Genomic DNA, 26187 nt, shown 5'->3' on the forward strand with positions numbered 1-26187 from the left:
TGATTATAAAAGCCGTTCGCTACTGCAAACGGCTTTTGTATTTATAGGAATTTTTTCGGGTAATGGAGAGGGAGTTGGTTTTAAGAAGTCAGTATGCGACCTGTTGATCCGGTCTCCGATTTTTCCAACTGATAGATGAATTCGGCTTCTAGTCCGGGTTCTTTTCGGTGCGAGACAAAAATGACCGTAGTATTGCTCTCGTTGGCGAATTTATTCACCAAGGCTACAAAAAGGGCGGCACTTTCATCGTCGAGACCCGCGGTAGGTTCGTCGAGAATAAGTAACGGAGGGTGTTTGATCATAGCCCTGGCGCACATAATCAATCGTTTTTGCCCCATTGATAGGTCGTGAAAAAGTTGGTCTTTCATATGCCATAACCCAATAAGTTGTAACCATTCCTTTGCCACGCGCAACTGCGCTTCGGTGGGTTGTACGTACAGCCCGATAGAATCGTTAAGGCCCGATATGATCATATGGTTGATTGAATGGTAGCCGGTAAATTTATCGGTCATGGAGGGCGTAAAATACCCTATGCGCTTTTTAATTTCCCAAACGCTTTCCCCGGTGCCCTTCTTACGGCCGAAAATATAGAGTTCTTGTCCGTATCCTTTTGGGTTTTCCCCGGTTATCATTGATAATATGGTAGTTTTTCCACTACCGTTACGGCCTCGTAGTTCCCAGAATTCCCCTTTTTTGATTTGCCAATCGATATCGCGTAAAATGGGTTTTTCACTATAGGTCACCCCGACGCCTTTTAATTCGATCAATGTTTCGCCTTCGATTTCGTACGAATCGATGGGTAGGGGAATGTCATCGGCAAAAACTTGTTTTTCCTGCTGCTTCAATAGGGTCTCTAGGGTCTCGCTAAAAACCAGATCCTTGCCCTCGAGTTTGGCGAAGGTGTTGGCAAAGGGCAATAAGTCAGTTTTACGGCTTAATAATTGGATCATTGGGGTATCTGTCGAAACTTCCTTCAGCTTCGTTTTGAGGTCTTCTTGCGCAGTGGTATCGAGGTTGTCGAAGGGGTTGTCTAGAATGATAAAATCGGGTTGGGTGCTGAGAATGTGTTTCAATAAAGCTTTTTTCTGTTCACCACTAGACATCGATTTTAAACTTTGCGAGGTATCCGAGGTGATTATCTTGCTGCCATGACGGTCTTCCTTGTCGATAAAACGCTCGACGGCCAATTTCGATAAAAGGCTTCCTTCGAGGTGTTTTAGTTCGTTAAAACCCTTAGGAAGCGGTCCTTCGAGTAGGCTATCGATCAATTCTTCTTTTTGGGAGGTGTTGCCGGTAAATATGGCCCAGTGTTTCTGTGTCATAATTGCACTCTAAAAATATATACGGGGTTATTATGGTATGTCGTAGTTTTCTTTAAATACATGCCATTGTTAATAGCTACTTTTTGGGAAGGTATGTTGTTTACATGAATTATGGAAATTATTTATTCGGTAAGTTGGTGTTCTTGCTCTCAAGTATTGAATATAATCCTGTCTTACTAACATAGAGCTTTGAAGTCAATATTTAGACGGTATGGAATATCCAATTTTATTAATACGGAGAACGTTCAGCTTCGGAATGTCACGCAACTTCTAAAGGAGGCCCCTTCTCCTGAAAAACCAGAAAACCTGGTCATAAGACATGCTTATTCTCTACTTGTGAAGTATAAGAATATTTGGAATTATATAAGTTGATTTTTTTCCCAGTTCCTTTTCTTATTCCAAGAATGATTGGAGGTGTTATTGACAACCGAATAAATCACAATCAAATAATTCAATTTCAAAAATTTAAAGAATTATCAGGGTATACCACCGTTAACTGCTACTGTAAAACCTTTAGAGGGTCCTTGATTATTACCAATTATAACTCTCGAATTCGAACTACCAAATATTTGTCTATGATTGGACGAAAAAGTTACGCGTCCACTTGGCGGCATTGTAAATTCATAAGTATCCATTTGGCTAAATTCTTCAGTCTCATCTCGTCCGTTCCATGAAGTACCTGCTGAACCTCCACCTCCTGATACAGTCGCATTTCCTTTACCAGTACCATCTGACCTAAGTGTAACTGTAACTCTTGACCCAGCTGGCGCCTTATAAACGCCTGTAAGAGGATCATATGATATCGTTGACGGGTTTACCGTAACGGTGACTTGATCGGTAGCCGTTGCGTTGTGATTGTCGGTCACGGTAAGCCTAAAGGTATAGCTTCCTTCGTTCAATCCCGTTACCGATGTGATCGCACTGCCCGAGGAAACTATGCTCGCGGTTGTGGGACCGCTGACCTGTGTCCAGGCGTAGGTGTCAATATTACCAGGGGCCGTATCACTACTTCCGGAGCCGTCCAATGTAACGGAACCCGTAGGCAGGGTGATGGTCCGGTCGGGACCTGCATTAGCCGTTGGTGGCTCATTCACTGGTTCACTGACAGTTATCGTTACGGTTTCGGAATCCGTTGCGCCATCATCATCCGTAACTGTTAGGGTTACGATATAATCACCGGGACTTATATATTCATATGTTGGATTTGCCAATGTACTTGTTCGGTTATTTTCCCCAAAATCCCAGTTATATGAGATTATGGAACCATCGTCATCAATAGATTGGTCCCCCGTAAAATCAACACTTAGAGGTGTCGTGCCACTTGTGGCGCTGGTAGAAATTACTGCCGTTGGTGACTCATTCACTGGTTCACTGACAGTTATCGTTACGGTTTCGGAATCCGTTGCGCCATCATCATCCGTAACTGTTAGGGTTACGATATAATCACCGGGACTTATATATTCATATGTTGGATTTGCCAATGTACTTGTTTGGTTATTTTCCCCAAAACCCCAGTTATATGAGACTATGGAGCCATCGTCATCAATAGATTGGTCCCCTTTGAAATTTACGGAAAGTGGTGTTGTACCGCTTACGGTATTACTCTCGATAACCGCCTTGGGATTATTATTTGGATCATCAACACCTGTTACCGTTACGCTAACCATTGCCGTATTGGAATTAGCGTTTCCATCGGTTGCCCTATATTGAACAGTTGTTGTCTGGCTATCACCATCGTTAAGACCGTCAAATTCGCCATTTGTATCAAATGTAAGGTTTCCGCCGGCGGTTATGGTAAACAGACCGCCATCTGAACCGCCAATAGATTGTCCAACATTAGCAGGGCTACCCCCGACCCAATTGACTGTTAGGTCGTCATCGTCGATATCATTGGTTAAAACAAGCCTGTTCAAACTACCGGATTCAGCTACCGTAAAATTATCATCAACGGCAACGGGAGCTATGTTCGTTGCTTCGTTGACGGTAAATGCAACGGTATTGGTACCAGTGTCATTGTCGTTGTCAGTGGCTGTAAGCCTAAACACATAGTTTCCAGCTACAAGGTCAGTAGCCGTGGTGACCGAAGAGGACGGGTCTGTTATAGTGGCAGCGGGACCACTATCCTGCGTCCATGTGTAGTTCACGATCGTACCACCTTCATCGGTAGCACTCCCCACAAGGTTTACTGATTTCGTCGGTAAAGTGATATCGGTAATACCGGTAACATCTACTACGGGCGCAGTGTTCGTATCCGCTTCAATCGTTACGCTCACGGTATAGTCCAAAGTACTGTTATCCTCGGCGGTTACGGTGTAGGTTACATTGTTGGTGAAGTCAGTGGAGGTTCCAGAAGCTGGATTGACAGATTGTCCAAAAAATTCAATAATAGGGGACAGCGCAGTTACATCCGTTCCAAAAGGCAGGGTCACCGATATATCCGTACCGTTGAATGTTCCGGATATCCCGTTGATTACAAAACTGTCAATTGATTTTTCGTTGCTGGTTTCTGTGACTACGTTCACGGTCCAGACCTGTGGGTTGCCGTTCTCGGCGGTCACGGTATAGTTCACGGGCTGGCTGAAATCCTGTTGCGAGGCCGGACCGGGTTCGATGTTGGCCCCAGTGGAAATATCCAATTGGGAGGGAACTACGTTCAGGTCCGTTCCGTTCGGTACGTTCACCGTTATGGTATGGTTCACATCGTTTATGGCCACACTGTTCTGAACGGGCAGCGCAAAACCCGTTATCGCGTTGTCACTCCCCGTTGGCTGGGATACGGTCACGTTCACCGTCCATACCTGCGGCGTTCCCGTCTCGGGGCTCACCGTATAGGTAACGGCCCCTGAGAAGTCCCGGACCTGGCCGATGGCCGGTGCTACGGTCGCCCCGGGGGAGATTTCCAGTACCTGGGGGGCGACGTTAAGATTTGTTCCGTCGGGTACGTTGACGGTTATCGTATGGTTCTCGGTATCGATGTCGGAACTGTTCTGCCCGGGAAGTCCAAAGGCCGTGATATCGGTATCCCCCGCAACGGGCAGTACCAGTACCTTGGCCGTTACCGTCCATACCTGTGCCGTGCCATTGCCCGATATGACCGTATATTCCACAGGGGAACTGAAGTCCCGTTCCTGTAGGAGCCCCGGCGTTACGGTGGCCCCTTCCGATACCGTCAACATGATAGGTGCCACGCTCAACGGTGTACCCTCTGGGACCGTTACCGAAACGGTATGTTCCTCTGTATCTATCGTTGCCGTCTCGATCTGTCCGTTCAGGGCGAAGGCCTCGATATCGTTCGCCGATTGTAGCGAGATGCCCGTAATCTCGATCTGTACACTGCCACTGATTTCCGGGTCGGAGACCGAGGTGGCGGTTATCGTGGCCGTTCCCGCGGAAAGACCGGTCAGAAGACCGTTCGCGTCTATAGTCGCTATCGCATCATCACTGGAGGACCAGACCACACTAGGGTCCGTTGCATTCTCGGGAAGGACCGTTGCCGTCAGTTGGCGCTGCGCTCCGATGGCTCCGGAATCCTCTTGGGAAACCGTGATGCCCGTTACCGGGACCCTGTCCGGGGGGGTCACCTCTACGGTGACCGTATCGCTGGCTTGGGGGTTCGAAACGGAGGTTACGGTCACCTGCGCTGTACCCAACCCTACGGCGATACATACGTTGTTCCCGTCGATAAATACGATATCGGGATCACTGGACACCACCGTCACTTCCTGGTCGGTAGCATTGGGCGGGTCGAAGGTGAATGCAGGGGGTATCTCGTCCCCTAATTTCATTTTGATCGTATCCTGGCTTACCAAGGCAATGGAAATGACATCGATAAACTCCACTACGTTGAAGTCCACACCGGCCTCGATCTCCTGTCCGTTGCTGTCGCGCAGGGTGAAGACCAGTTGCTGGGGGCCTACTTTCGAAGGCGTGAAGACAAGTGGATAGGTACCGGGGAGAATGGAACTGTACTCCCCGTTGGGCACATAACCGTTCTCCTCTGATGCCTCAAGGCTTCCCGAACCTGAGCCGAACCCATACATGGCCTCATACTCAACGTCCTCTGCCGCATCTACAATTTCAAATAAAAGGGATAGGTCTATCGGCTTTTCCAGTTGGATCTCCGAGAGTTCGCTAGAAGCCTCCCAGACCGCAGGAACATCGCTCAGATTGTACATGACCTCGATCTCATCTGAAAACCCAAAGTTGTCCGACCCTGTTATCTTTACCCTGTGCTCACCTGTTTCGCCGCCCATGTACACCAAGGGCACGGAAAGGCCCTCAGATACGGGCCACCCCTTCCCTGATTCCACGCGGTTGCCGTCCATATCCTTGAAATGGCCCTCGCCGTCGAGTATCTCATAGGTGATGGTATATTCGTAGTTCTCCAGTACCTCTTCCGGGACGATCGTAAAGGTGGTGGGCAGCCCCTGGTTTACATAGCCTTCTTCGGTGTGTTGCTCTACAAGCTGGAAATCTACCTCGGTAATAAGACCGACCTCTTTGGTACAGGCCAGTACTATTAAAAACAGACAACAACAGGAGGCTAGGATTTTAAGATACTTCTTCATTTTCCAGTATGGGGACTAACAATTCCTTTAAAACAAAACCGTAATGGATAGACTCTTGTTTTATCAAGATAAGTCCTACAAGATATACAATCGGTTTAAATTAGATACGGTACATCCCTTTTTTTTGTCAAAAGTCTAGATGAACTGCAATATTTTTCAGATAAGATGGAATTGGAAAACGTGGAGTTTTTTTAAAACAGTGGAATTTGAGATTATTTATTAATTAACTCACTTGTACGGGATGTATTGGCCGTAAATATACCCCAGTGTTTCCGTGTCATAATTGCACTCTAAAAATATATACGGGGTTATTATGGTATGTCGTAGTTTTCTCCAAATGCATGCCATTGTTAATAGCTACTTTTTGAGACGGTAGGTTATCTATATGGATTATGGATATTAAAGAAGGGGCCAACTGATGCTTTGTAGCATGGGACTTGCACTGCAGGGCGGCCTCGGTAGCGTAGCCTTGTTGCCAGTATTTAGGGAGAATGGAGTAGCCTATTTCCAGTTCGTCAATACCGTCTACGGTCTGTTTTAGCAGTCCGCACAGACCGATAAAGTCTCCGGTCGATCTTGAGATAAGGGCATTCATGCCGCCCAGTTGCTTTTCGTAGCGTTCAAAAATTCGGTCGAATTGTTGTTGGCAGGCCACGTTTGGGTCAGATGGTAATCCGTTCCAAAACTCGGAAGAACGTTTGTCTTGGTGAAAGGACAACCAGGTTTCAAAATCGGAGGGACGTACTTTTCGGAATAGCAATCGCTCGGTCGTTTCCTTTTCCAAAAGTAAATCCATTTGCAATCATAATTTTTTGAAGGCAATACTGTCACCTGGCTGTATCCCGAAGTTTTGAACAAGACCGGCATTCAATTCAAGTACGTATTGTACCGCCCCTTGCGAAGGTAGGCTCGACTCGTTCAGAGGTTGGGCGTTTTCGTGATAATTGGCAATGGTCATGTCTTCCTTGATAAAAATGATGTCTAAAGGAAACTCGGTATTCTTCATATAGAACGAATGCCCGGACACTTCCGGAAAGATAAACAACATCCCGCGGTCGGCCTTCATGCTTTTGCGATACATTAAACCAGTTTGGGTTTCATATTCGCTCTCTGCGATTTCAATATCAAAGGAAGCAATCAAACTATCCGTTTTTTGCTTGAAAATAGAAAGTTCGCCTTCTTTTTTAAAGACTACAGGCTCTGCTTTGACAACTTTTTTCTTCTCTTCTTTGCAGGAATGAAAAACAAATACCGTTAAGATAAGGTACAAACTGATTTTAATGTGCTTCATTTTGGTAGCGCTTAAATTCGATAGTTGGGGAAGGGGCTATTTTGTTTTAGTATAGCCCTGATCCAATGTTTTTGGGTGTATGGATAATTAATATGGGTTACGATTTGCTGTTTATCGGTCGGAACATAAAGTAGAGTCCGATAAAAATAAACGGAATACTCAACCACTGTCCGGTCGAAAGTAGCCCGAGGCTCTCTTCGAAACCACCCTGACTTTTCTTTACAAATTCTACGAAGAAACGAATCGTCCAAAGCAAAACTAAAAACAGGCCAAAAAGATATCCTGAGCGATTTTTTTTATCGGTCTTCCAGTAAAGGTAATAGAGAAGGATAAAAACAAAAATATAGGCCACCCCTTCATACAACTGTGCCGGGTGGCGGTATGGAATCTGCGCCAATTGTTCGGCAAATTTCGGATTGTTCTCCAGTGCGGCATAAGCGGCATTTACCGTTTTTTCCTGTGTAATCGCCAAGGCTTTGGAGGGGTGCATATCATCGGAATCGCGAATGAACTTTGTAGCGAAAACAAAAGATTCATCGGTGATTTTTCCATTGATCTCTGAATTGAAAAAGTTGCCCAATCGTACACAAAAGGCACCAATGGCAAACGGTATGACCATACGGTCCAGTAGCCAAAGGGTTTTCATGTCGGGGAATTTCTTCTGGTAAAGATAGGTTCCGATCAGTACGCCTATAATGGCGCCATGACTCGCAAGGCCTGTAAAGCCGGTAAATTCATAACCGTTGATAAAACCGAAAAGCTGGCCCGAGGCATTCTCGCGAATAGGAAGAAGTATTTCGAGCAGGTGGTTTTGGTAATACGGCCAATCGTAAAAAAATACGTGTCCAAGCCGCGCACCCAACATGGTGGCAAGAACCGTGTGGATAAAGAGCGAATCTAACTGCTCTACCGTTTTGTTCTCGTTGGTAAAAATACGCTTCATGATATACCAACCTAAACCAAAGGCGGTAATCCAAAGTAAGTTGTAATATTTTATCTGTAACGGACCGAGGGTGAAAAGTGTTTCGTTCGGATTCCAAATGATACCTAAAAAGTACATGAGAAGTAGTTTTAAGAGCACTAAGATAATAAAATAGACAGCCGATATGCCTTGCTGTCCTTAAAATTGACGTCAAAGGAGGGAAAGCTCTCGGGGATTCTTCCCCCCTCAATTGCCCCTAGTTTATTTTTAAATTATTAAGGTACTGGGTCATAGCCTTTTCCTCCCCAGGGGTTGCAGCTCAAAATTCGTTTAATGGCCAGCCATCCTCCTTTAAAAAGTCCGTGTTTTTTTAAGGCCTCGAGGGTATACTGTGAGCATGTTGGGGAGTAACGACAACTTGCAGGGATGTATGGTGAGATGGCGACTTGATAGAACCTGACCAAAAAGACGAAAGGGGCTATCATTATTTTTTTTAGGGATAATGCCAAGACGATGGGTTTTAAGGATGTAAAAATACAACAATTTAACCAATACCCTTGTCCGGAAGTATGGAACGGGTCCAAAAAAAATCCGCATTTAAAAATGCGGATTTTAGTGACACTGAATCGTGTTATGAATTTTATGCTTGGTGCACGGGTTGAAGGTCAAGGGCTTCCTGTTCTGAAAATAATCTTGACTTTACCACAAAGCGCACACCTAAGGGGATTTCCAAAGAGAAACTGGCTCCCCTTCCTTCGGTGATATCAATGGTCAATTGCGTGTGTTTCCAATACTCGAACTGGTCTTTGGCCATGTAAAAGTCGCAATCGGCGATATTGCCAAGCCAAATATCGGTTTCGTTGAGTATGAGTTCACCTTCGCTAAAACACATGGGTGAAGACCCGTCGCAGCATCCACCGCTTTGGTGGAACATGAGCTTACCATGGGTTTGCTTCAATTTTTCAATGACCTCTTTGGCTTCATCCGAAACTAAAACGCGTTGTGTTTTCATCTTAAAAGAAGCCCATGGCCTTTTTGTCGTATGAAATCAACATGTTCTTGGTCTGTCTGTAGTGGGCCAACATCATTTTGTGGTTTTCCCTACCGATACCCGATTTTTTGTATCCGCCAAAAGGAGCGTGTGCAGGATACAAGTGATAGCAATTGACCCATACGCGTCCGGCTTGCACCGCCCTTGATATTTGATAGGCCTGATGGGTGTCACGTGTCCAGACTCCCGCGCCAAGGCCGTATAAGGTGTCATTGGCAATTTCTATGGCCTCTGCTTCATCTTTAAAAGTGGTGACACAAACAACGGGTCCGAAAATTTCCTCTTGAAACACCCGCATCTTGTTGTTGCCCTTGAGAATGGTAGGTTGAATGTAAATGCCGCCCTCAAGGCCTTCGTTATATGCGGCTTCGCCACCGGTCAATACCTCGCAGCCCTCGTCTTTGCCTATATTGATATAGTTCAATATTTTTTCGTACTGGTCGTTTGAGGCCTGTGCCCCCATCATGGTCGTTGGGTCTAAGGGGTGCCCTAGTTTAATGGCCTTGGTACGTTCGATGACCCTTTCCATAAAGCGGTCGTAAATGCTTTCTTGTACTAACATTCTAGAGGGGCAGGTACATACTTCCCCTTGGTTCAATGCGAACATTACCGCACCTTCCAAACATTTGTCAAAGAAATCGTCATCGGCATCGATAATGCTTTCAAAGAAAATGTTAGGTGATTTCCCTCCAAGTTCCAAGGTAACGGGCGTGATGTTTTTAGAGGCGTACTGCATTATGAGCTGGCCTGTAGTGGTCTCTCCGGTGAATGCAATTTTGCTTATTCTTGGGCTTGAGGCCAAGGGTTTCCCTGCTTCGGCCCCAAAACCGTTCACTACGTTCAATACACCCGCGGGAAGGATGCCGTCAATAAGTTCCATTAAGATCATGATTCCTGCAGGGGTCTGTTCCGCAGGTTTCAAAACAACACAGTTACCTGCCGCCAAGGCCGGGGCCAACTTCCAGGTAGCCATAAGTAGGGGGAAGTTCCATGGGATAATCTGTCCTACCACACCTAGGGGTTCCGTAACGTTCAGGGCTACGGTGTTCGAATCTAATTCGCTTACCGAACCTTCTTCGGCACGGATGACACCTGCAAAATAACGGAAGTGATCTATGGCCAAAGGAATATCGGCCGCAGTGGTTTCACGAATAGCTTTACCGTTGTCCCAGGTTTCCGCTCTTGCAAGGGCTTCAAGGTTGCGCTCCATGACGTCGGCAATCTTTAATAGCATATTACTTCTTGTAGTGGCCGAAGAAGTGTTCCATTCGGGGGCGGCTTTCCATGCGGCATCGATGGCCAATTCAATATCTTCCGAAGTAGAGCGTGCTACTTTGGTGTATACCTTGCCGTCAACAGGCGAAAGGTTGTCAAAATACTCGCCTTTTACTGGTGCTGTCCATTTTCCGCCAATATAATTTTCATATTGGTCTTTGAACTTTGGCTTTTGAAGAAGATTGTGTTCAACTGTTTGTGTGCTCATGGTTAAAGGAGTTAAGTTAATAAGTATATTCTTTATTATATACCTGTTTGTCAGATGTATATAAATAGTTTTCTAAATGTAGTGGAGTTGACGGCCAATTGTCTGACCAATTCTACCTTTGATGTGACGGATTCTATCATTCTTTGTTAAATTGGTATTTTGTAGCCTCTTATTTTGTATATTTCTTAGTGTTTAGTAAATAAATTTGATACTTGTTCTGTTATGTTGGGATTGTCGGATAAATTTCTTTCGAACCGAAAGCTGGAATCATTGGTCGAAAACCAAACCTCGTATACGCTCAATAATGCCGCCTTACATGTGTTTGAGACACATCGGCAGGCCGAAAGGGTGTTGTTGAAGTTTGACCAGCCGGTTTTGGCGAGTATGGTCGAAGGGAAAAAAATAATGCATCTAAGGGATTATGAATCTTTCGATTTTTTGCCGGGGGAATCTTTGGTGCTTCCTTCAAATGAGACCATGTGTATCGATTTTCCGGAAGCAATGCGTAAAAAACCTACCCGTTGCTTGGCCTTGGCCATTTCCGAAGATAAAATAAACAAGGTGTTGCAACTGATGAACGAGAGCATGCCAAAGCATGATCGAAGCGAATGGGGCCTGATGGATTACAATTTCCATTTTGTAAATGACATGGGTATTTTTCAGATTTTACAGCGGCTTTTGTTTTTGTTTACCGAAAATCACCCTTCCAAAGATTTTTTCGTTGACAATATGTTGCGTGAGCTGATCATACGCATATTACAGACCAATGAGCGTAAGATTTATTCAAATTCGACCTTGCAACTCAGTAGTAATAGTAGGTTGGCTACAGTCATACGTTATATAAGGGAGCATCTTCACGAGCCATTAAACGTAGAGGATTTAAGTAGTAAGGCCTGCTTGAGTCCCTCTCACTTCTATAGGGTATTCAAGATCGAACTGGGCATTTCGCCTATAGAGTTTATCAATAACGAAAGGATTAAACTGGCAGTAGGCCTTCTACAAGACAAAAAGCGAAGCATTAAAAACGTTTATTTGGAATGTGGTTTTGAAAGCCGCTCGTATTTTAACCGCGTATTCAAGGCGCGACAGCATCTTTCGCCTAGTGATTACCAGGCAAAAGCACAGAGCGAACCATTGTAGTGCCGTAAAAAAAATTAGAGGCTAAAAGTGGTACCTTCCTTACCGTCTTTTAGTTGGATGCCAAGTTCTGCCAATTGGTCACGGATTTTATCCGAGGTAGCAAAATCTTTATTTTCACGAGCTTCTTTTCGAAGTTCGATCAATAGTTCTACCACGCCGGAAAGCTTTCCGGCATCTTCGGTACTTCCTCCTTTTTGTTCCAATCCCAAGATATCGAAAACGAATGTGTTGAAGGTGTGGGCAAGGGTTTCCTTGTCGTTTGCCGTAATGCTTTCTTTTCCTTCCTTGATCAGGTTTACATGCTTGACCGCTTCAAAAAGGTTGGCGATAAGAATAGGTGTATTGAAATCGTCGTTCATGGCGTCGTAGCATTGCTGCTTCCACGCTTCTACGTCAAAATCACTACTTGATCCGGTTTCCAATCCTTCCATGGCGGAAAGGGTGTCCATTAGGCGGTTGAATCCTTTTTCCGATGCTAAAAGGGCATCGTTGCTCAAGTCTAATATGCTGGTGTAATGCGCCTGCATCATAAAAAAGCGAACTACGGAAGGAGAAAAGGCCTTGCTAAGAATGTTGTTCTCACCGGTAAATATTTCACCGGGCAAAATATTGTTCCCTGTTGATTTGGCCATTTTCTTGCCGTTCATGGTCAACATGTTGGCGTGCATCCAATATCGAACGGGCGAGTGGCCATAGCAGGCTTCCGCCTGTGCTATTTCACATTCGTGATGCGGAAATTTCAGGTCCATACCACCACCGTGAATATCAAAGGTCTCTCCTAAATACTTGGTGCTCATTGCCGTGCACTCGAGGTGCCAACCGGGGAAACCATCTCCCCATGGCGAAGGCCAGCGCATGATGTGCTGTGGCTCGGCCTTTTTCCAGAGTGCGAAGTCTTGTGGACTCTTTTTCTCATCTTGACCGGCCAATTCACGGGTATTGGCAATCATATCTTCCAATTTCCGGCCGCTTAATTTGCCGTAATCGTGGTTTTCGTTGAACTTATTCACATCAAAGTAGACCGAGCCGTTTACCTCATAGGCAAGTCCTTTTTCAAGAATCTCCTTAATGATCTCTATCTGTTCGATGATATGCCCGGTGGCCGTTGGCTCTATACTGGGCGGTAAAAAATTGAACTGTTCTAAAATATTGTGAAAATCTATGGTGTACCGTTGTACGACTTCCATAGGTTCCAACTGCTCTAACCTTGCTTTTTTTGCAATTTTATCTTCACCGTCTTCGGCATCGTCGACTAAGTGGCCGGCATCGGTTATATTACGTACATAGCGCACCTTGTACCCCAAATGTCTCAAGTACCTAAAGATCATATCGAACGACATAAAGGTACGGCAGTTGCCCAGGTGAACATTGCTGTAGACCGTTGGGCCGCAGACATACATGCCAATATGGCCTTCGTTCAAAGGTTTGAAAATTTCTTTTTTACCGGAAAGGGAATTGTAAATCTTTAACGTTTGTTGCTGGTACAATTGCATGTTAGGCTTGCGCTATTAAAAAGTGGTATCCAGGTTAAGGTAGTCTAAAAATTCGCGGCGTACGGCTTCGTTTTTGAATTTGCCGCCGTATTCAGCGGTTACCGTACTACTTTCGATATCGCGTATGCCACGGGAATTCACACAAAGGTGCTTGGCGTCGATTACACAGGCAACATCTTCGGTTCCCAAAACATTTTGTAGCTCCCTAACGACCTGTATGGTCAATCGTTCCTGAACTTGCGGTCTTTTGGCAAAATAATCGACAACGCGGTTCATTTTAGAGAGGCCTACTACCGTTCCGTTGGAGATGTATGCGATATGTGCACGGCCTACTATGGGCAAAAGGTGATGCTCGCATGTAGAGTAGAGCGTTATGTTTTTCTCTACCAACATTTCACCGTATTTATACTTGTTGCTAAAAGTTGATGATTTAGGCTTTCGGTCGGGGTGAAGTCCGCCAAAAATTTCCTTTACGAACATCTTGGCAACTCGGTTCGGGGTGCCTTTGAGGCTGTCGTCATCAAGGTCTAGGCCCAAAGTCAGCATTACTTCTCGTATGCTTCCTTGTATTCTTTTGATCTTCTCATCATCGCTCAACACGAACGCGTCTTCACGTAGAGGTGTATCTTCCGATGCGGAAACGTGGTCGTTTCCCATATCTTCAAATTGCTTTTCCAAAGTACTGTCAATTTTCATCTGCTTATATCTATTGGCATTTCTAATGCCCAATTCGTCTTAAAAAGTTTCGATACATTACACTTCGTGCTAAGTAAAACGAGGTGCAAAGATATACATAATATGGCACTTTACGTTCTATATGTCCTGATACACAACATAAATTGGTGTTAAGAAAATCAACAAGGTACTTTTATACTATTAAGGTATAACCTGTTGAAATGAGTCGTTTTATCATCGTGTGGTCTTTGTTGTTCTTTTTGGGTACGAGCGTCGTAAGGGCACAAGTTTCCCCAGATTGTGGCAATGCCGTTCCTATTTGTAGCAATACTCCCGTCAATGGGGGGACCACTGGATTCGGGATAGATGACTTTGATAGCGCGGCGACCAGTGGGTGCCTAGAGCAAACCTTGAGCGGGGCCATTGAATCGAATTCGGCCTGGTACCGATTTAGAACCGGGGCCTCCGGACAATTAGGGTTTGATATAGGGATCGATACACTTGAAGATTGGGATTTTGCCCTGTACAAATCCAATGACTGTAATAACTTAGGGGAGCCCATACGATGTAATTTTTTCGACAATCAAGATGAAAATCGATTTGTAGGGGTAGGGGAGGATCCTACCGGCGATACCGAAAACGTACAGTATGAAGATTGGCTAGAGGTTACCGCAGGGGAGGACTACTACCTTATGATCAACAATTTCAGTAACAATAATTCGGGTTTTTCAATTCAGTTTTCAGGGCACATATTCGTTACAAACCCTTATGACGCATTGGATTGTTCCATTATAAATAACCTTTTAGGGCCGCCACAATCGGTTTGTGAGGGTGATATCGTCGATTTAAACGCTACGACCTCAGGAGCGACTACCTATAATTGGTACGTAGATACGGGCAGCGGTTTTACCCAAATTGCAGGGGAGCACGATGCCGTGTACCGTGTTGATGCCTCGGCAACCTATAGGGTGGAGGTCGTACGTCCGAGTGAAACGATTATTAGTGAAGTTCAGGTGCATTTTTCCAAACGACCCGTTACCGGAGCGGTTTCCGATGATGCTTCTTGTTCGTCCCTATCCGTCTACGATTTGTCTCAAAAGGATGTGGAGGCCCTTGGAGGGCAGTCACCGGACGATTTTGTGGTGAGTTATCACGCTTCTTTCCCCGATGCGACGAACGGGGCAAATGCCTTGCCCAAACAATACGAGGTGCCAACGGGTTCCCAAACGATATATGTGCGACTCACATCTGTGGGGAATTCAAAGTGTTTTGATGTGACGGAGCAATTTGAACTGGTCAATTTACAGACCCCCGACATCGATTTTCCATCGGAAGTATTTTTGTGTCAGTCCAATACCGGGGTCGTTATCGGTCCGTCCTCGCCGAATGTCAATTATAGCTATTTCTGGAGTACGGGGGAGACTACACCGAATCTTACGGTTTCCGAAGCGGGCGAATATAAACTTACTGTCACCCATACGCAATCGGGCTTGAGTTGCAGTCGGGCCCAAAATGTAACGGTTTATATCTCACGGCCGCCACAAATTACCGGAATTGAAATCAACGATCTTCAAAATGATAATACGGTTACGGTCTTGGTCGATACATCGGACGATTATGAATATCGATTGGACGAAGGGGCGTATCAGACGGGCAACACTTTTTATCAAGTGAGCCCGGGCATGCATACGGTAAGTGTGAATGACCCCAAAGGATGTGGGGCCGTAAGTGAGCAAATTGTGGTTGTGGGCTTTCCTAAATTTTTTACCCCGAACGGAGACGGAGTCAACGACATCTGGGGTATTGTCGGGGTTGAAACATTGAATTCGCCATCAATCTCTATTTTTGACCGCATGGGCAAACTCTTGGCCCAGTTGGAACCGTCAAATCCTGAATGGGACGGTTATTGGCAAGGTAGGCCCTTGCCCGAATCCGATTATTGGTTTAAACTTACCTATGTTGATGCTAGGGGGCAGACAGTAACGGCCAAGTATATCAACAACCATTTTTCATTGAAACGCTAGCCATATTTTTTTTGGGGGGCAAGTGGCATTTTATCGATAAACTACCTGTTTTTTCTGTTTAAACATACTAAAATCAATGTTCCTGAGTTATCTAATTATATTGTTTTAGCCCCTTTACCTATGCGCTTTTTACTATCAGTACTCTGTGTTGCGTTCTTTTATGCCACAGAAATTCAAGCACAAAATTCAGCTGACTGCAGAACCGCTATTCCTGTATGTGCCGACGCCCCAATTATGGGGTATGCCGATGGCACCGGAGCTATAGATGATTTTGATCCGGAGGTCATTACCGAAACCGGATGTCTTGAAAAAGGAAGTATTAGCGAAGCCAATATCGAACATAATACCTCGTGGTTTGTCTTTAGGGCAGGTACCGATGGCCAAGTGGGTTTTGATATTGAGGCGCTGCCGGTCAATGGTTCGGGATCGCCTACGGCCGAATGGGATTTTGCCGTTTATGGGCCCGATGTCGATTGTGCCGATATTACTACCGGAGCGGTCGACCCTATTCGTTGTAATTACGAAGTGAACAATACCCGATTTACAGGATTGGGCGTCAACCCTGAAAACGGACAGCAAGGGGTGCCTTCTACCACCCAAAACCTGAATACCTACGATGAGTACTTAGATGTGAGGGCAGGTGAGATGTACTATATCTTGATCAATAATTTCAATACCAATTTTGATGGCGACCCAGAGCCTTTTATGCTCACCTTTACGGGGAGCTCGGTACAGGCCGATAAGGATACGGCTTTGGATTGTACCTTGCGTGATGAGTTTTTGGGCTTGGATATCATCGCTTGTGAAGGTGATCCGGATATTACCTTGAGTATGTTGAATTCCCCAGCAGGTCCCGACTTTACCAATGTAGCCTGGTCTGTTGACTATGATGACGATGGTACGGTAGACGCACCTTTGGGCTCGGGTCCGTCGGCGACCGAGATAAACGTGCCAAGTCCGAATTCAGGAAGGTACTTTGTCGATATTACAACCACTGCGGGAGGTCATATTTATGATGATATTCTGATTACTTTCTACGGAATACCCGTGCTTGATCGTGTTGAAACATTGAACTCGAACCTATCGTTAGATCCCGACATGAACAATATCGAGATTTTTGTTGATGGTGATGGTGATTATGAATATTCCATTAATGAGGGTGAATTTCAAGATGATCCGGTTTTTAACGATGTTCCGCCTGGAGTAAATACCGTGGTAATCAACGATAAGAACGGATGTGGTACTAGTGAACCTACCGAGTTTTTGGTGATAGGTTATCCCAAATTTTTTACTCCGAACAATGACGGGGCCAACGATACCTGGAATATTAAGGGAATAGAAGAGTTGGCTGATCCAATGGTGTTCATTTTTGATCGTTTTGGTAAGCTCTTGGCTCAGTTGGATACCAATTCGGAATGGGACGGGACACTGAACGGAAGACCTTTGCCATCGTCTACATATTGGTTCAGGCTCGAATATTCAGAATCGGAAAACGGTATGGAAGTAGCTAAATTGACCAAGTCTTATTTTGCCCTAAAACGATAAAAGTCCGACATAGGCCGGACTTTCAAATCGATACAGAAATACTTTCCTTAGAAATTCAGGGTGTAGCCCAAGGTAACGTTTGTATTTACGTTGTTTAACAATGCAGCAGTATTGATTCCGGTATCGAAAAAGTACTGCAATCTATCTTGTTCGGTTCGACTAATGGCCAAATCTAATCGGCTTCTTCTAAAGCTGTATCCTAGTCCTCCTGAGATTCCTGTAAGATCACCTATGATGTCACCACTTTCGTAAGGGCTTTGTTCATAGCGGTATCCGGCCCTAAGGCTTACGCGCTGAATTCGGTATTCGCCACCGACCCTAATGGTTGAAACGGCGCCTAAGGTTTCGGAAATATAAGTGTTCTCATTGGCGAAACCTGCGTCGCTGGTAGGTCTTAGTTGGGCATTCGACATATCTTGGTATCCATAATCAAAGCTTATAAGTCCGCTTTTACCAAATACGGCGGAAATACTTCCGGTAAGTTTTCCGGGGGTCTTGATCTGGTAATCGAATATATTGATGTAATTCAGGTTGAAAAATTGAAAACTGCTCTCCTTATTGGGGAAATTTGAATCTATTCCCTGAGAGAAATTGTCCGTCAGACGATACCAGGTAGGGGATTGATAGCTGGCTCCTACCCGTAGGAAATCGTTGACCTTGGCAATAGCTCCCAAACTTAGGGAAAAGCCGGAACCTTCGGTTACGAGTAGGTTGTCAAAATCGATGTACCTAGCTGTGCCACTTCCTCTTTCATTGAAAGTTTCGCTGTACCTGTTCAATCTTTCGTAACGGAGGGTGTGAAAATTCAATGAGGCTCCAAAGTAAAGGTTGTCGCCGTATTGCGTTGCTCCGTTTACGGTGAACTTGCTATTGTATCCTGTGATATCTTGACGGAAATCGTGGTTGACATCGTCATAATCGGCATTTGAAAAATAGCTGGTGTTGTCTTCGGTATCGGAAACCGGTTCGATAATACCTGCTTGAAAACCTAAAAATGCCTGTTGGCCTGCAAAGTTGAGTCCGTTCGTGGCGCCTATGGCTAAATAAGCGTCACCGAGGGTTTCGTTTGCTTTTAACTTTAGGGGGTCCAATTCAATGCCTTCGGCGAAATCTAGGAAGTAATTGTCAACACCTTGGTTGCTTCTTCCTTGGGTAACCGAACGGGAATCAAAATTTTGAACCAAGTCATAGTTAAGGGCCAAGGTCAGTTTTTTCCAAGGGCTGTCGGCATCCGTAGACTTAAATACAAAAGCCCCGCCGATTTGGTTGATGTCGAAATTATTGGAAGATGTTGAATTTAAGCTACCGTTGAGGTCAGAATCGATTTTATTGGAATAATTCGTTCCCGATACGGAGAATAGGCCATTGTTGAAGACGGCACTACCTGCGGGGTTGATGTTGAGGGCCGATAAATCGCCTCCCAGTGATCCGAAAGCGCCTCCCATGGCTTGAAATCGGGCCGAACCCTGAATGTTTTCGGAACTGTAACGTAAGACGTCGTCAATATTTTGGGCGCTTGCGACAACACATGCCAACAGCCCTATGAATGTTATGTATTTTCTCATTCCTAGCAAATTTAGAGTAAGTTTATTCTGATTTTGGACTTAGTTTCTACGACTTGAAGATGATCTAGAGCTTGATCCGGAAGAAGATCTTGTACTTCCTGAACTTCTCGAAGAGCTGCTAGAGCTTCTGTAGGTTCCGCTGCTCGAGCTGCTTCTACTTGAGCCTGACGACCTATATGTACTGGTTCTGGGCGTTGAGCTGCTTTTGTAGGTACTGCCACTGCTCGATCTTGTACCCGAACTCCTGCTGTAGGTAGAGGTACGGGGAGTGGTAGAGCTGCTACGTTTGTAAGTGCTGCTTCTAGATGAAGAATTGTACGTAGGGGTAGCCCTGGTGCTTCGGCTCGTTCTGTACGAACGGTTTTGGTCGACACCTACGCTTCTTCTTGAAGCTGCTGACGATCGGCTGCTGCTATAGCTTCTAGAAGTGCCTGTTGCCGAGCTTCGGCTTGTCCTGCTAGACGAACCATTGGCAGAGTATCTAGGTGTAGCCCTGCTGCTTCGGCTTGTCGCCGCGGTTCTTGTATATCTTGCACTGTTTCCTGAAATGGCATTGGTATTGCTGTAGTAACCTCTTCTGCCGCGGTTGTACGCGTAGTGTCGGTTTCTGTACGAATAATTGTTGTATCCACTATAGTATCCGTAAGGAGGACACCAAGTGCCATAGCCGCCCCATCGGTAACCGTAATAGCCGCCGTAGAATCCGCCATATCCATATCCGTAACCTCCGTAACCTCCCCATCCCCAAGGGCTGTATCGGTTTCTCCAAGGGTTGTAATAACCGCCATAACCATAGTAGCCGCCCCATCCGATCCATGGCGAAGCCCATCCGTATCCGGCGTAACCCCATCCACTGTCGTAAATGTTGATGTTTACACTGGTCGCATTGTCACCCCATCCTGCATAACCTGCATAATCATTGTCGTTTTTGTAATAATCGGTCAACTGGCCTTGTGAAATACTGTCTTGGGCCGATTCACTGGAATAAGAGTCGATGTCGGTGAAAATTTCACCTTCGAGCATTTGATCGAATTGGTCGGCCTGCTGTCCGAAATATTCGGAATACACATTGTCCTCATTCTGTTCTTCTTGCTGTTGTGGCCTAGATTGGCGCTCTACACTGACTTGGGTGTCACTGGAATAAATTCCGTCATTGTCATAGTACGAGGCCGATTGGTACGACCCGCAAGATGCTGCAACAATGCCGATTACGGTACAAAGTGCAATGTGATGGATTTTACTGCGGGATGGTAAATGTATCATGGGTGCAATTTTTTATTGTTGAACATAGTAAAAATAAGTAGTTTTACCCAATTATTTTGCTAACATAAGCACAAGTTTTGTGCCAAACTAAATATAATGGGTAAGAATTTGACAAAGCGCAGCGAGGATTATTCCAAATGGTATAACGAGCTCGTAGTGAAGGCCGACTTGGCCGAAAATTCAGGTGTTCGTGGTTGTATGGTAATCAAACCTTACGGTTTTGCCATTTGGGAGAAGATGCAGGCCGCTCTAGATAAGATGTTTAAGGAGACGGGGCATGAAAATGCTTATTTTCCGCTGTTCATACCCAAGTCGTACTTGAGTAAGGAAGCGAGCCACGTTGAAGGTTTTGCCAAAGAATGCGCCGTAGTGACCCACTACCGCTTGAAGAATGCCGAGGACGGTAGCGGTATTATAGTAGACCCCGATGCCAAATTGGAAGAGGAGCTTATTGTAAGGCCTACCTCTGAAACCATTATTTGGGATACGTATAGACGATGGATACAATCGTATCGAGACCTTCCCTTGTTGATCAACCAGTGGGCCAATGTGGTACGTTGGGAAATGCGTACGCGTTTGTTTCTTAGAACTGCCGAATTTTTATGGCAAGAAGGGCATACTGCGCACGCTACCGAGGCCGAAGCAATAGAGGAGGCCGAAAAAATGATGCGGGTCTATGCCGAATTTGCCGAAGAACATATGGCCATGCCGGTCATTCAAGGGGTGAAAACGGAAAGCGAGCGTTTTGCGGGAGCTATAGAGACCTACTGTATCGAGGCTTTGATGCAAGATGGAAAGGCATTGCAGGCCGGTACCTCTCACTTTTTAGGACAGAATTTTGCCAAAGCCTTCGATGTTAAGTTCGCTAATAAGGAAGGGAAGCAAGAACATGTTTGGGCTACGTCATGGGGAGTTTCTACCAGATTGGTAGGGGCCTTGATCATGAGCCATAGTGATGATAACGGTTTGGTCTTGCCTCCAAAATTGGCTCCTATACAAGTGGTTATCGTTCCTATTTACAAGGGAATGGAGCAATTGGACGCTATTTCTGAAAAGGTCGCTCCCTTGGTAAAAGAATTAAGGGTCAAAGGCATTTCGGTAAAATTCGATAATAGGGATACCCATAAGCCTGGCTTTAAATTCAATGAATATGAATTGAAAGGGGTTCCGGTTCGTTTGGCCATAGGGAAGCGTGATCTAGAGAACGGTACCTACGAGGTGGCCCGAAGGGATACGTTGACGAAAGAAATCGTTCCTATGGACGATGTTGTGGCTAAAATTGAATTTCTCTTAGAGGATATTCAAAAGAACATATATCAAAAAGCACATTCCTTTAGGGAGGATAATATTACCGAAGTCGATACCTACGAGGAGTTTAAGAAGGTCTTGGAGGAAAAAGGAGGATTCATTTCCGCGCATTGGGACGGAACCAACGAAACCGAGGAGAAAATAAAAGAAGAGACCAAGGCAACTATTAGATGTATCCCCTTAGGTACTGAAAACAAAGAGGGAAAGTGCATGGTGACGGGAAAATTATCGTCAAAAAGAGTACTTTTTGCTAAAGCATATTAAAAAAATTATGTTAGCTATTGCGTTAGTTAAAAATAATTGTATTTTTGCATCCGCAATTGCGTAAGGCAATGGCCCGTTCGTCTAGGGGTTAGGACGCCAGGTTTTCATCCTGGTAACAGGGGTTCGATTCCCCTACGGGCTACAAAATACAAATGAACGATAGATAAACCCCTAATAAGGGTTTGTAAAGTCTAAAGTTCAGGGTCGTATTTAGAGAGTATGTATTGGCCCGTTCGTCTAGGGGTTAGGACGCCAGGTTTTCATCCTGGTAACAGGGGTTCGATTCCCCTACGGGCTACAAAAGGTTCGATGAGGATTGGGGAAGAGGAATTTTAAAAAATTATAACAAGTTAGAAAAAGATGGCAAATCACAAGTCAGCATTAAAAAGAATCAGAAGAAACGAAGCAGTACGTCTTCGTAATCGCTATCAGCACAAAACTACACGTAACGCAATCAAAAAATTGCGTGGTGAAGAAAGTAAAAAGGAAGCTGAAGCTTTGTTGCCTAGCGTTGTTAGTATGATCGATAGATTGGCGAAACGCAATATCATTCATGATAACAAGGCGGCTAACTTAAAAAGTAAATTGGCCAAGCACGTAGCTGCTTTGTAAGATTTAAAACTTATTAAAAAAGCCCTGTCGTAAAACTTACGACAGGGTTTTTTTTGTTTCTATGTATCGCGCTTTGCCCTATTTGGGCATTCTCCGTTTCATTCTTAGAAAACCGATAACAAAGAATAGGTAGCTTATAATGATCAACGACCAATGGATCCTTCTGATAATTGGTGGGGTCGGTGTTTCATGAATTGTATGAATATACCTTATGACTTTGATAGGAAGGTAGCCAGCGTAAAAAATGAATAGCCCACTGCTTAACCAAAATAAAAGATTCTCTTTTGTTTTAAAAAGTAAATCGATGGTGAAAAACTTTTTTAAATACATTAAAGTACTGTAAACGAGTATAATTCCCCCGAAAACATAGGCGTATACTTGCGGCAATTTAATGAAGTTGTCGACGAATGCATTTATCAGGCAGACAACTAAAAAGAAAATACCTCCATAATATATATTCCTTTTGTGTTTGGGGTCATCAATATAGAACCTGAATACATAGTAGAAATATAGAAAAAACACCAACATGTAGGTGTTGTATATAAGCCATTTATAATTGCGATAGGTCTCGATTGAAATTAGACTGAACTCCTCCTGATAATTGTTTAAAAGATAACTTAGCAGTTCATTTAGAAAAGTGTAAATAAAAATAATAGGCAGATACGTAAGCTTTGATTCGTAATATTTAGGATACTTAAACAATGCCAAGCCTACAGTAGCCGCGTAAATGGGAATGAGCGAGTTCAGTAAAATAAAATCTATCAAAGGGCAGTTTTTTTAAAGAATACATCGAAATATTAGTACGAGTGGCCTTCGTTTTTTGTGGTGCTTCGCTCTGCATAGAAAGGTGCGCTTGAAGCGGTGAAAAAACCGGGTAAAAACGAAGCTTCGTTTTTTGTGTTAGGTGTTTGTTCTGTGCTTTTTCGCGGCCCTATAGGGTTGAATTCATTGTCTAAAAGCACTACTTCCCGTTTGCCATCGGTGCCGTCTACGGTAAAGAACATATGGTCGCCTCCATTTTTGTTGATGGTGGGAGACATCATGATCGTATTTTGCCTGGGGTGTACTACGGGTTTGCCATCATTGTATTTTTTTTCATCCGCGTAATTGGCAAAATAGAACCTTAGTGTGGTCAATTCTTCACCTGAGAGTTTGGCTTCGTTCTCGATGTAGGCCAAGTATGCTTTTAGGTCCTTGTAATCGTAAGATACGTAACGGGCCGCTTTGAACTTTCCGGGTTTGGAATCGTCGCTGCTGCTTTCCGTTGCGGCATTTTGTGCCTGTGCTTTCCCTTTGGAAGGCTTTTTGGGGTCTTTGTCTTTTTCTTCCATTGCCCATTCGTAGTTTTCTATGAGGCCTACGCGTCTGCTTTTGTAGTTTTCGTAGAGTTTGTGGGCTTTGGTGGGAAGTATGATTCCGTTGTTGTAATTGTCGTTTAAAACGGTCTCACAAGGGCAATCGGGGCAGGGTTGCGCTTTTTCGTCTAGCCGGCATCCCGTAAAAATCAAGAAAAGAAGGAATGTGGCGCAGGTAAGCGCGGCTTGTTTTGAATTTTTCATAATGTAAGTTTTTTAAGTTCTACTTTTTTACATAAAATTCGGGGGAAGAAAATTTTTGCGCTATAAAGATATCCGAAAAAACGGATAATTGGACCGTCCTTTATGGAAATCCGTAATCTTTGAACTGTTAATAGGTGGGAAAAGTAGTAATTTTTGCTTTTTTTTAGGGAAATGCAGGGGGGCGTAATCAAAAAAAATCCCGAATCCCAGATTGTAGACTGGAATTCGGGATGCTGTAAATTTGATATCTTACTTAAATCAATAAAAACTTATTGATTCATAGTCAGTAAAAACTCTTCGTTGTTTTTGGTCTGTTTGATGCGTTGCTCAATAAATTCCATGGCTTCAACAGGATTCATGTCCGCCAAGTATTTTCTTAGGATCCACATACGCTGAATAGTGCTTTCGTCCAATAACAGGTCGTCGCGTCTTGTACTTGAAGAGGTAAGGTCGATGGCAGGGAAAATCCTTCTGTTTGATATCTTACGATCCAATTGAAGTTCCATGTTACCTGTTCCTTTAAATTCTTCAAAAATCACCTCGTCCATTTTTGAACCGGTCTCCGTAAGGGCGGTCGCGATGATAGAGAGTGAGCCACCGTTTTCAATGTTTCGGGCAGCTCCAAAGAAGCGTTTAGGCTTGTGAAGGGCATTCGCGTCTACACCACCACTCAAAACTTTACCGGAAGCAGGTTGTACCGTATTGTAGGCCCTGGCCAAACGGGTAATGGAATCTAAAAGAATAACGACATCATGGCCGCATTCTACGAGACGCTTCGCTTTTTCCAGAACAATGTTCGCTACGCGTACATGTTCGGTAGCTTCTTTGTCAAAGGTGGAAGCAACGACTTCGCCACGTACGTTACGTTGCATGTCGGTTACCTCTTCGGGGCGTTCGTCTATCAATAAGATGATTTGGTATACCTCTGGGTGGTTGGCGGCAATTGCATTGGCAATCGCTTTCAATAGCATGGTCTTACCCGTTTTTGGTTGGGATACGATCATACCTCTTTGTCCCTTTCCGATAGGGGAGAACAAATCTATGATTCTGGTAGAGATATTACTTTGTCTGTCCGCCAAGTTGAATTTTTCCTGAGGGAAAAGTGGGGTCAAGTGCTCAAAAGAAACCCGGTCTCTCACCACTTGGGGGTCGATTCCGTTAATTTTGTTGACTTTGATCAAGGGGAAATATTTTTCACCTTCTTTAGGAGGTCTTACATTTCCTAAAACGGTATCCCCTGTTTTAAGTCCGAATAACCTGATCTGTGATTGCGATACATAGATATCATCGGGAGATGATAGGTAGTTGTAGTCTGAAGAGCGTAAAAACCCGTAACCGTCTTGCATGATATCTAGAACCCCTTCGCTTTCTATAATGCTGTCAAATTCAAATTCGGGTTCTTTGTACCTGTTTTTTAGATCCTTGTCAAAATTACTTTTGTCATAGGTCGTTTTTTGATGACGTTGGTTCTTGTTGCTATTGGGATTGTTGGAGTTACCGCTGGGGGTATTTTGATTCTTGTGCTGTGGGTTGCCCTTAGCTTCCCTTTTTGCAGGGCCGGAATTGGTCTTTACCGGTCTTGGGCGAGGTTTTTTGACTTCGGTAGGTGGTGCCGTTGACGCTGGTGCCGCTTCCGTAGCTTCCTGTTTTTCCGGTTTTTCCGAGGTTTCTGCCTTTTCCTTTTTATCGGGAGCGGAAGCTTTGGTTGTCGGTTTCTTGGTTTCGGTTGCCGTTCTTGGTTTACGTGCTCTAGGTTTGGGTTTTTCCTCTGTTTTTGGAGCAGTTACTTCTGCTACAACTTTAGGATTGGCTGCTTGTACATCTAAGATTTGATAAACAAGGTCCAGCTTTTTTAAGGTTTTGAACTTTGGCACGTTAAGGCCTTTGGCAATTTCCTGCAATTCAGGCAGTTTTTTTGCTTTTAAATCTGAAATTTCAAACATTAAGTAGGATATAAATTATACGTCTCTTGTATTGATAAGAAGTGAATTGTTATCTGAGTATTACGAGGGAAAGATTTCCCAATAGGTAAGTGTAATAACTAATAATCTCACAATATTACGAATTATTTTGCTTGTGACATCGATTTTTTTCAAAAAGAC

At 44.4% G+C, this 26187-nt stretch carries 19 protein-coding genes and 2 tRNA genes; 7 read left to right on the forward strand and 14 right to left on the reverse strand.

The genetic code is table 11. From position 1 onward, the window contains the following. Nucleotides 1-80 precede the first annotated feature (80 nt). The 8 genes from B4Q04_RS11215 to B4Q04_RS11250 all read right to left on the reverse strand — a co-directional run bounded on the left by B4Q04_RS11215 (nucleotide 81) and on the right by B4Q04_RS11250 (nucleotide 10637). Nucleotides 81-1322, reverse strand: a complete 1242-nt coding sequence (locus tag B4Q04_RS11215) for an ATP-binding cassette domain-containing protein (RefSeq protein WP_088696876.1) — start codon at nucleotides 1320-1322, stop codon at nucleotides 81-83. Nucleotides 1323-1798: 476 nt separating this feature from the next. After that, nucleotides 1799-5890: a PKD domain-containing protein gene (locus tag B4Q04_RS11220; RefSeq protein ID WP_088696877.1), complete on the reverse strand. Its 4092-nt coding sequence runs from the start codon at nucleotides 5888-5890 to the stop codon at nucleotides 1799-1801. A 277-nt stretch (nucleotides 5891-6167) separates the two neighbouring features. Continuing rightward, entirely contained in the window at nucleotides 6168-6686 is a 519-nt protein-coding gene (locus B4Q04_RS11225; RefSeq protein ID WP_088696878.1) for a GNAT family N-acetyltransferase, read from the reverse strand. Between the two features lie 6 nt (nucleotides 6687-6692). Beyond that, nucleotides 6693-7181 (reverse strand): DUF192 domain-containing protein, encoded by a 489-nt coding sequence (locus B4Q04_RS11230; protein WP_013994099.1) that lies wholly within the window; start codon nucleotides 7179-7181, stop codon nucleotides 6693-6695. A 97-nt stretch (nucleotides 7182-7278) separates the two neighbouring features. Beyond that, complete coding sequence (gene lgt, locus B4Q04_RS11235; RefSeq protein ID WP_088696879.1) at nucleotides 7279-8241, reverse strand: prolipoprotein diacylglyceryl transferase; 963 nt, start codon at nucleotides 8239-8241, stop codon at nucleotides 7279-7281. 137 nt (nucleotides 8242-8378) lie between these two features. Further along, on the reverse strand, nucleotides 8379-8588 hold the full coding sequence (yidD, locus tag B4Q04_RS11240; RefSeq protein WP_088697019.1) for a membrane protein insertion efficiency factor YidD: 210 nt from the start codon (nucleotides 8586-8588) through the stop codon (nucleotides 8379-8381). 155 nt (nucleotides 8589-8743) lie between these two features. Then, nucleotides 8744-9115: a DUF779 domain-containing protein gene (locus tag B4Q04_RS11245; RefSeq protein ID WP_088696880.1), complete on the reverse strand. Its 372-nt coding sequence runs from the start codon at nucleotides 9113-9115 to the stop codon at nucleotides 8744-8746. A gap of 1 nt (nucleotide 9116) precedes the next feature. Next, nucleotides 9117-10637, reverse strand: a complete 1521-nt coding sequence (locus B4Q04_RS11250; protein WP_088696881.1) for an aldehyde dehydrogenase family protein — start codon at nucleotides 10635-10637, stop codon at nucleotides 9117-9119. A 222-nt stretch (nucleotides 10638-10859) separates the two neighbouring features. Here B4Q04_RS11250 and B4Q04_RS11255 point away from each other — a divergent pair, with 222 nt between their 5' ends. Then, a complete protein-coding gene (locus B4Q04_RS11255) occupies nucleotides 10860-11777 on the forward strand; it encodes an AraC family transcriptional regulator (protein WP_088696882.1) in 918 nt (305 codons plus the stop codon). Nucleotides 11778-11791: 14 nt separating this feature from the next. On the opposite strand, the gene cysS is transcribed toward B4Q04_RS11255, so the two are convergent. Continuing rightward, the gene (cysS, locus tag B4Q04_RS11260; protein ID WP_088696883.1) at nucleotides 11792-13270 is read right to left on the reverse strand and encodes a cysteine--tRNA ligase; all 1479 of its coding nucleotides are present in this window, start codon (nucleotides 13268-13270) and stop codon (nucleotides 11792-11794) included. Between the two features lie 15 nt (nucleotides 13271-13285). Then, nucleotides 13286-13966 (reverse strand): GTP cyclohydrolase I FolE, encoded by a 681-nt coding sequence (gene folE, locus B4Q04_RS11265; RefSeq protein ID WP_013994106.1) that lies wholly within the window; start codon nucleotides 13964-13966, stop codon nucleotides 13286-13288. A gap of 200 nt (nucleotides 13967-14166) precedes the next feature. Here folE and B4Q04_RS11270 point away from each other — a divergent pair, with 200 nt between their 5' ends. Together B4Q04_RS11270 and B4Q04_RS11275 are read left to right on the forward strand one after the other, a co-directional pair. Further along, a complete protein-coding gene (locus B4Q04_RS11270; RefSeq protein WP_088696884.1) occupies nucleotides 14167-15969 on the forward strand; it encodes a T9SS type B sorting domain-containing protein in 1803 nt (600 codons plus the stop codon). A gap of 120 nt (nucleotides 15970-16089) precedes the next feature. Continuing rightward, a complete protein-coding gene (locus B4Q04_RS11275) occupies nucleotides 16090-17514 on the forward strand; it encodes a T9SS type B sorting domain-containing protein (RefSeq protein ID WP_013994108.1) in 1425 nt (474 codons plus the stop codon). 47 nt (nucleotides 17515-17561) lie between these two features. Here B4Q04_RS11275 and B4Q04_RS11280 read toward each other — a convergent pair whose 3' ends face one another. Both B4Q04_RS11280 and B4Q04_RS22455 read right to left on the reverse strand, forming a co-directional pair. Further along, complete coding sequence (locus tag B4Q04_RS11280; RefSeq protein WP_088696885.1) at nucleotides 17562-19079, reverse strand: OmpP1/FadL family transporter; 1518 nt, start codon at nucleotides 19077-19079, stop codon at nucleotides 17562-17564. A 39-nt stretch (nucleotides 19080-19118) separates the two neighbouring features. Continuing rightward, nucleotides 19119-20342: a hypothetical protein gene (locus B4Q04_RS22455; RefSeq protein ID WP_013994110.1), complete on the reverse strand. Its 1224-nt coding sequence runs from the start codon at nucleotides 20340-20342 to the stop codon at nucleotides 19119-19121. A 96-nt stretch (nucleotides 20343-20438) separates the two neighbouring features. On the opposite strand from B4Q04_RS22455, the gene proS reads away from it, so the two are divergent. The 4 genes from proS (at nucleotide 20439) to rpsT (ending at nucleotide 22526) form a co-directional block, all read left to right on the forward strand. After that, nucleotides 20439-21914: a proline--tRNA ligase gene (gene proS / locus B4Q04_RS11295; protein WP_088696888.1), complete on the forward strand. Its 1476-nt coding sequence runs from the start codon at nucleotides 20439-20441 to the stop codon at nucleotides 21912-21914. 70 nt (nucleotides 21915-21984) lie between these two features. Continuing rightward, nucleotides 21985-22056: transfer RNA gene (locus B4Q04_RS11300), tRNA-Glu, on the forward strand. Between the two features lie 84 nt (nucleotides 22057-22140). Next, nucleotides 22141-22212, forward strand: a tRNA-Glu gene (locus tag B4Q04_RS11305). Nucleotides 22213-22274: 62 nt separating this feature from the next. Further along, complete coding sequence (gene rpsT, locus B4Q04_RS11310; RefSeq protein WP_013994112.1) at nucleotides 22275-22526, forward strand: 30S ribosomal protein S20; 252 nt, start codon at nucleotides 22275-22277, stop codon at nucleotides 22524-22526. A 797-nt stretch (nucleotides 22527-23323) separates the two neighbouring features. Here the strand turns inward: rpsT and B4Q04_RS11320 are convergent. Both B4Q04_RS11320 and rho read right to left on the reverse strand, forming a co-directional pair. Beyond that, nucleotides 23324-24085: a hypothetical protein gene (locus B4Q04_RS11320; protein WP_013994114.1), complete on the reverse strand. Its 762-nt coding sequence runs from the start codon at nucleotides 24083-24085 to the stop codon at nucleotides 23324-23326. A 269-nt stretch (nucleotides 24086-24354) separates the two neighbouring features. After that, a complete protein-coding gene (rho, locus tag B4Q04_RS11325) occupies nucleotides 24355-26028 on the reverse strand; it encodes a transcription termination factor Rho (protein ID WP_088696890.1) in 1674 nt (557 codons plus the stop codon). Between the last annotated feature and the right edge of the window lie 159 nt (nucleotides 26029-26187).

Origin of the sequence: Zobellia sp. OII3 (genome assembly GCF_002211465.1) — a bacterium.
Classification (GTDB): Bacteria; Bacteroidota; Bacteroidia; order Flavobacteriales; family Flavobacteriaceae; genus Zobellia; species Zobellia galactanivorans.

Coding starts and splice junctions, on each gene's coding strand:
- B4Q04_RS11250 (WP_088696881.1), bottom strand. CDS start 10,637: ATGAGCACACAAACAGTTGAACACAATCTTCTTCAAAAGCCAAAGTTC.
- B4Q04_RS11255 (WP_088696882.1), top strand. CDS start 10,860: ATGTTGGGATTGTCGGATAAATTTCTTTCGAACCGAAAGCTGGAATCA.
- B4Q04_RS11270 (WP_088696884.1), top strand. CDS start 14,167: ATGAGTCGTTTTATCATCGTGTGGTCTTTGTTGTTCTTTTTGGGTACG.
- B4Q04_RS11220 (WP_088696877.1), bottom strand. CDS start 5,890: ATGAAGAAGTATCTTAAAATCCTAGCCTCCTGTTGTTGTCTGTTTTTA.
- B4Q04_RS11225 (WP_088696878.1), bottom strand. CDS start 6,686: ATGGATTTACTTTTGGAAAAGGAAACGACCGAGCGATTGCTATTCCGA.
- proS (WP_088696888.1), top strand. CDS start 20,439: ATGGGTAAGAATTTGACAAAGCGCAGCGAGGATTATTCCAAATGGTAT.
- lgt (WP_088696879.1), bottom strand. CDS start 8,241: ATGTACTTTTTAGGTATCATTTGGAATCCGAACGAAACACTTTTCACC.
- B4Q04_RS11275 (WP_013994108.1), top strand. CDS start 16,090: ATGCGCTTTTTACTATCAGTACTCTGTGTTGCGTTCTTTTATGCCACA.
- B4Q04_RS11280 (WP_088696885.1), bottom strand. CDS start 19,079: ATGAGAAAATACATAACATTCATAGGGCTGTTGGCATGTGTTGTCGCA.
- B4Q04_RS22455 (WP_013994110.1), bottom strand. CDS start 20,342: ATGATACATTTACCATCCCGCAGTAAAATCCATCACATTGCACTTTGT.
- cysS (WP_088696883.1), bottom strand. CDS start 13,270: ATGCAATTGTACCAGCAACAAACGTTAAAGATTTACAATTCCCTTTCC.
- B4Q04_RS11245 (WP_088696880.1), bottom strand. CDS start 9,115: ATGAAAACACAACGCGTTTTAGTTTCGGATGAAGCCAAAGAGGTCATT.
- rpsT (WP_013994112.1), top strand. CDS start 22,275: ATGGCAAATCACAAGTCAGCATTAAAAAGAATCAGAAGAAACGAAGCA.
- folE (WP_013994106.1), bottom strand. CDS start 13,966: ATGAAAATTGACAGTACTTTGGAAAAGCAATTTGAAGATATGGGAAAC.
- B4Q04_RS11215 (WP_088696876.1), bottom strand. CDS start 1,322: ATGACACAGAAACACTGGGCCATATTTACCGGCAACACCTCCCAAAAA.
- yidD (WP_088697019.1), bottom strand. CDS start 8,588: ATGATAGCCCCTTTCGTCTTTTTGGTCAGGTTCTATCAAGTCGCCATC.
- rho (WP_088696890.1), bottom strand. CDS start 26,028: ATGTTTGAAATTTCAGATTTAAAAGCAAAAAAACTGCCTGAATTGCAG.
- B4Q04_RS11320 (WP_013994114.1), bottom strand. CDS start 24,085: ATGAAAAATTCAAAACAAGCCGCGCTTACCTGCGCCACATTCCTTCTT.
- B4Q04_RS11230 (WP_013994099.1), bottom strand. CDS start 7,181: ATGAAGCACATTAAAATCAGTTTGTACCTTATCTTAACGGTATTTGTT.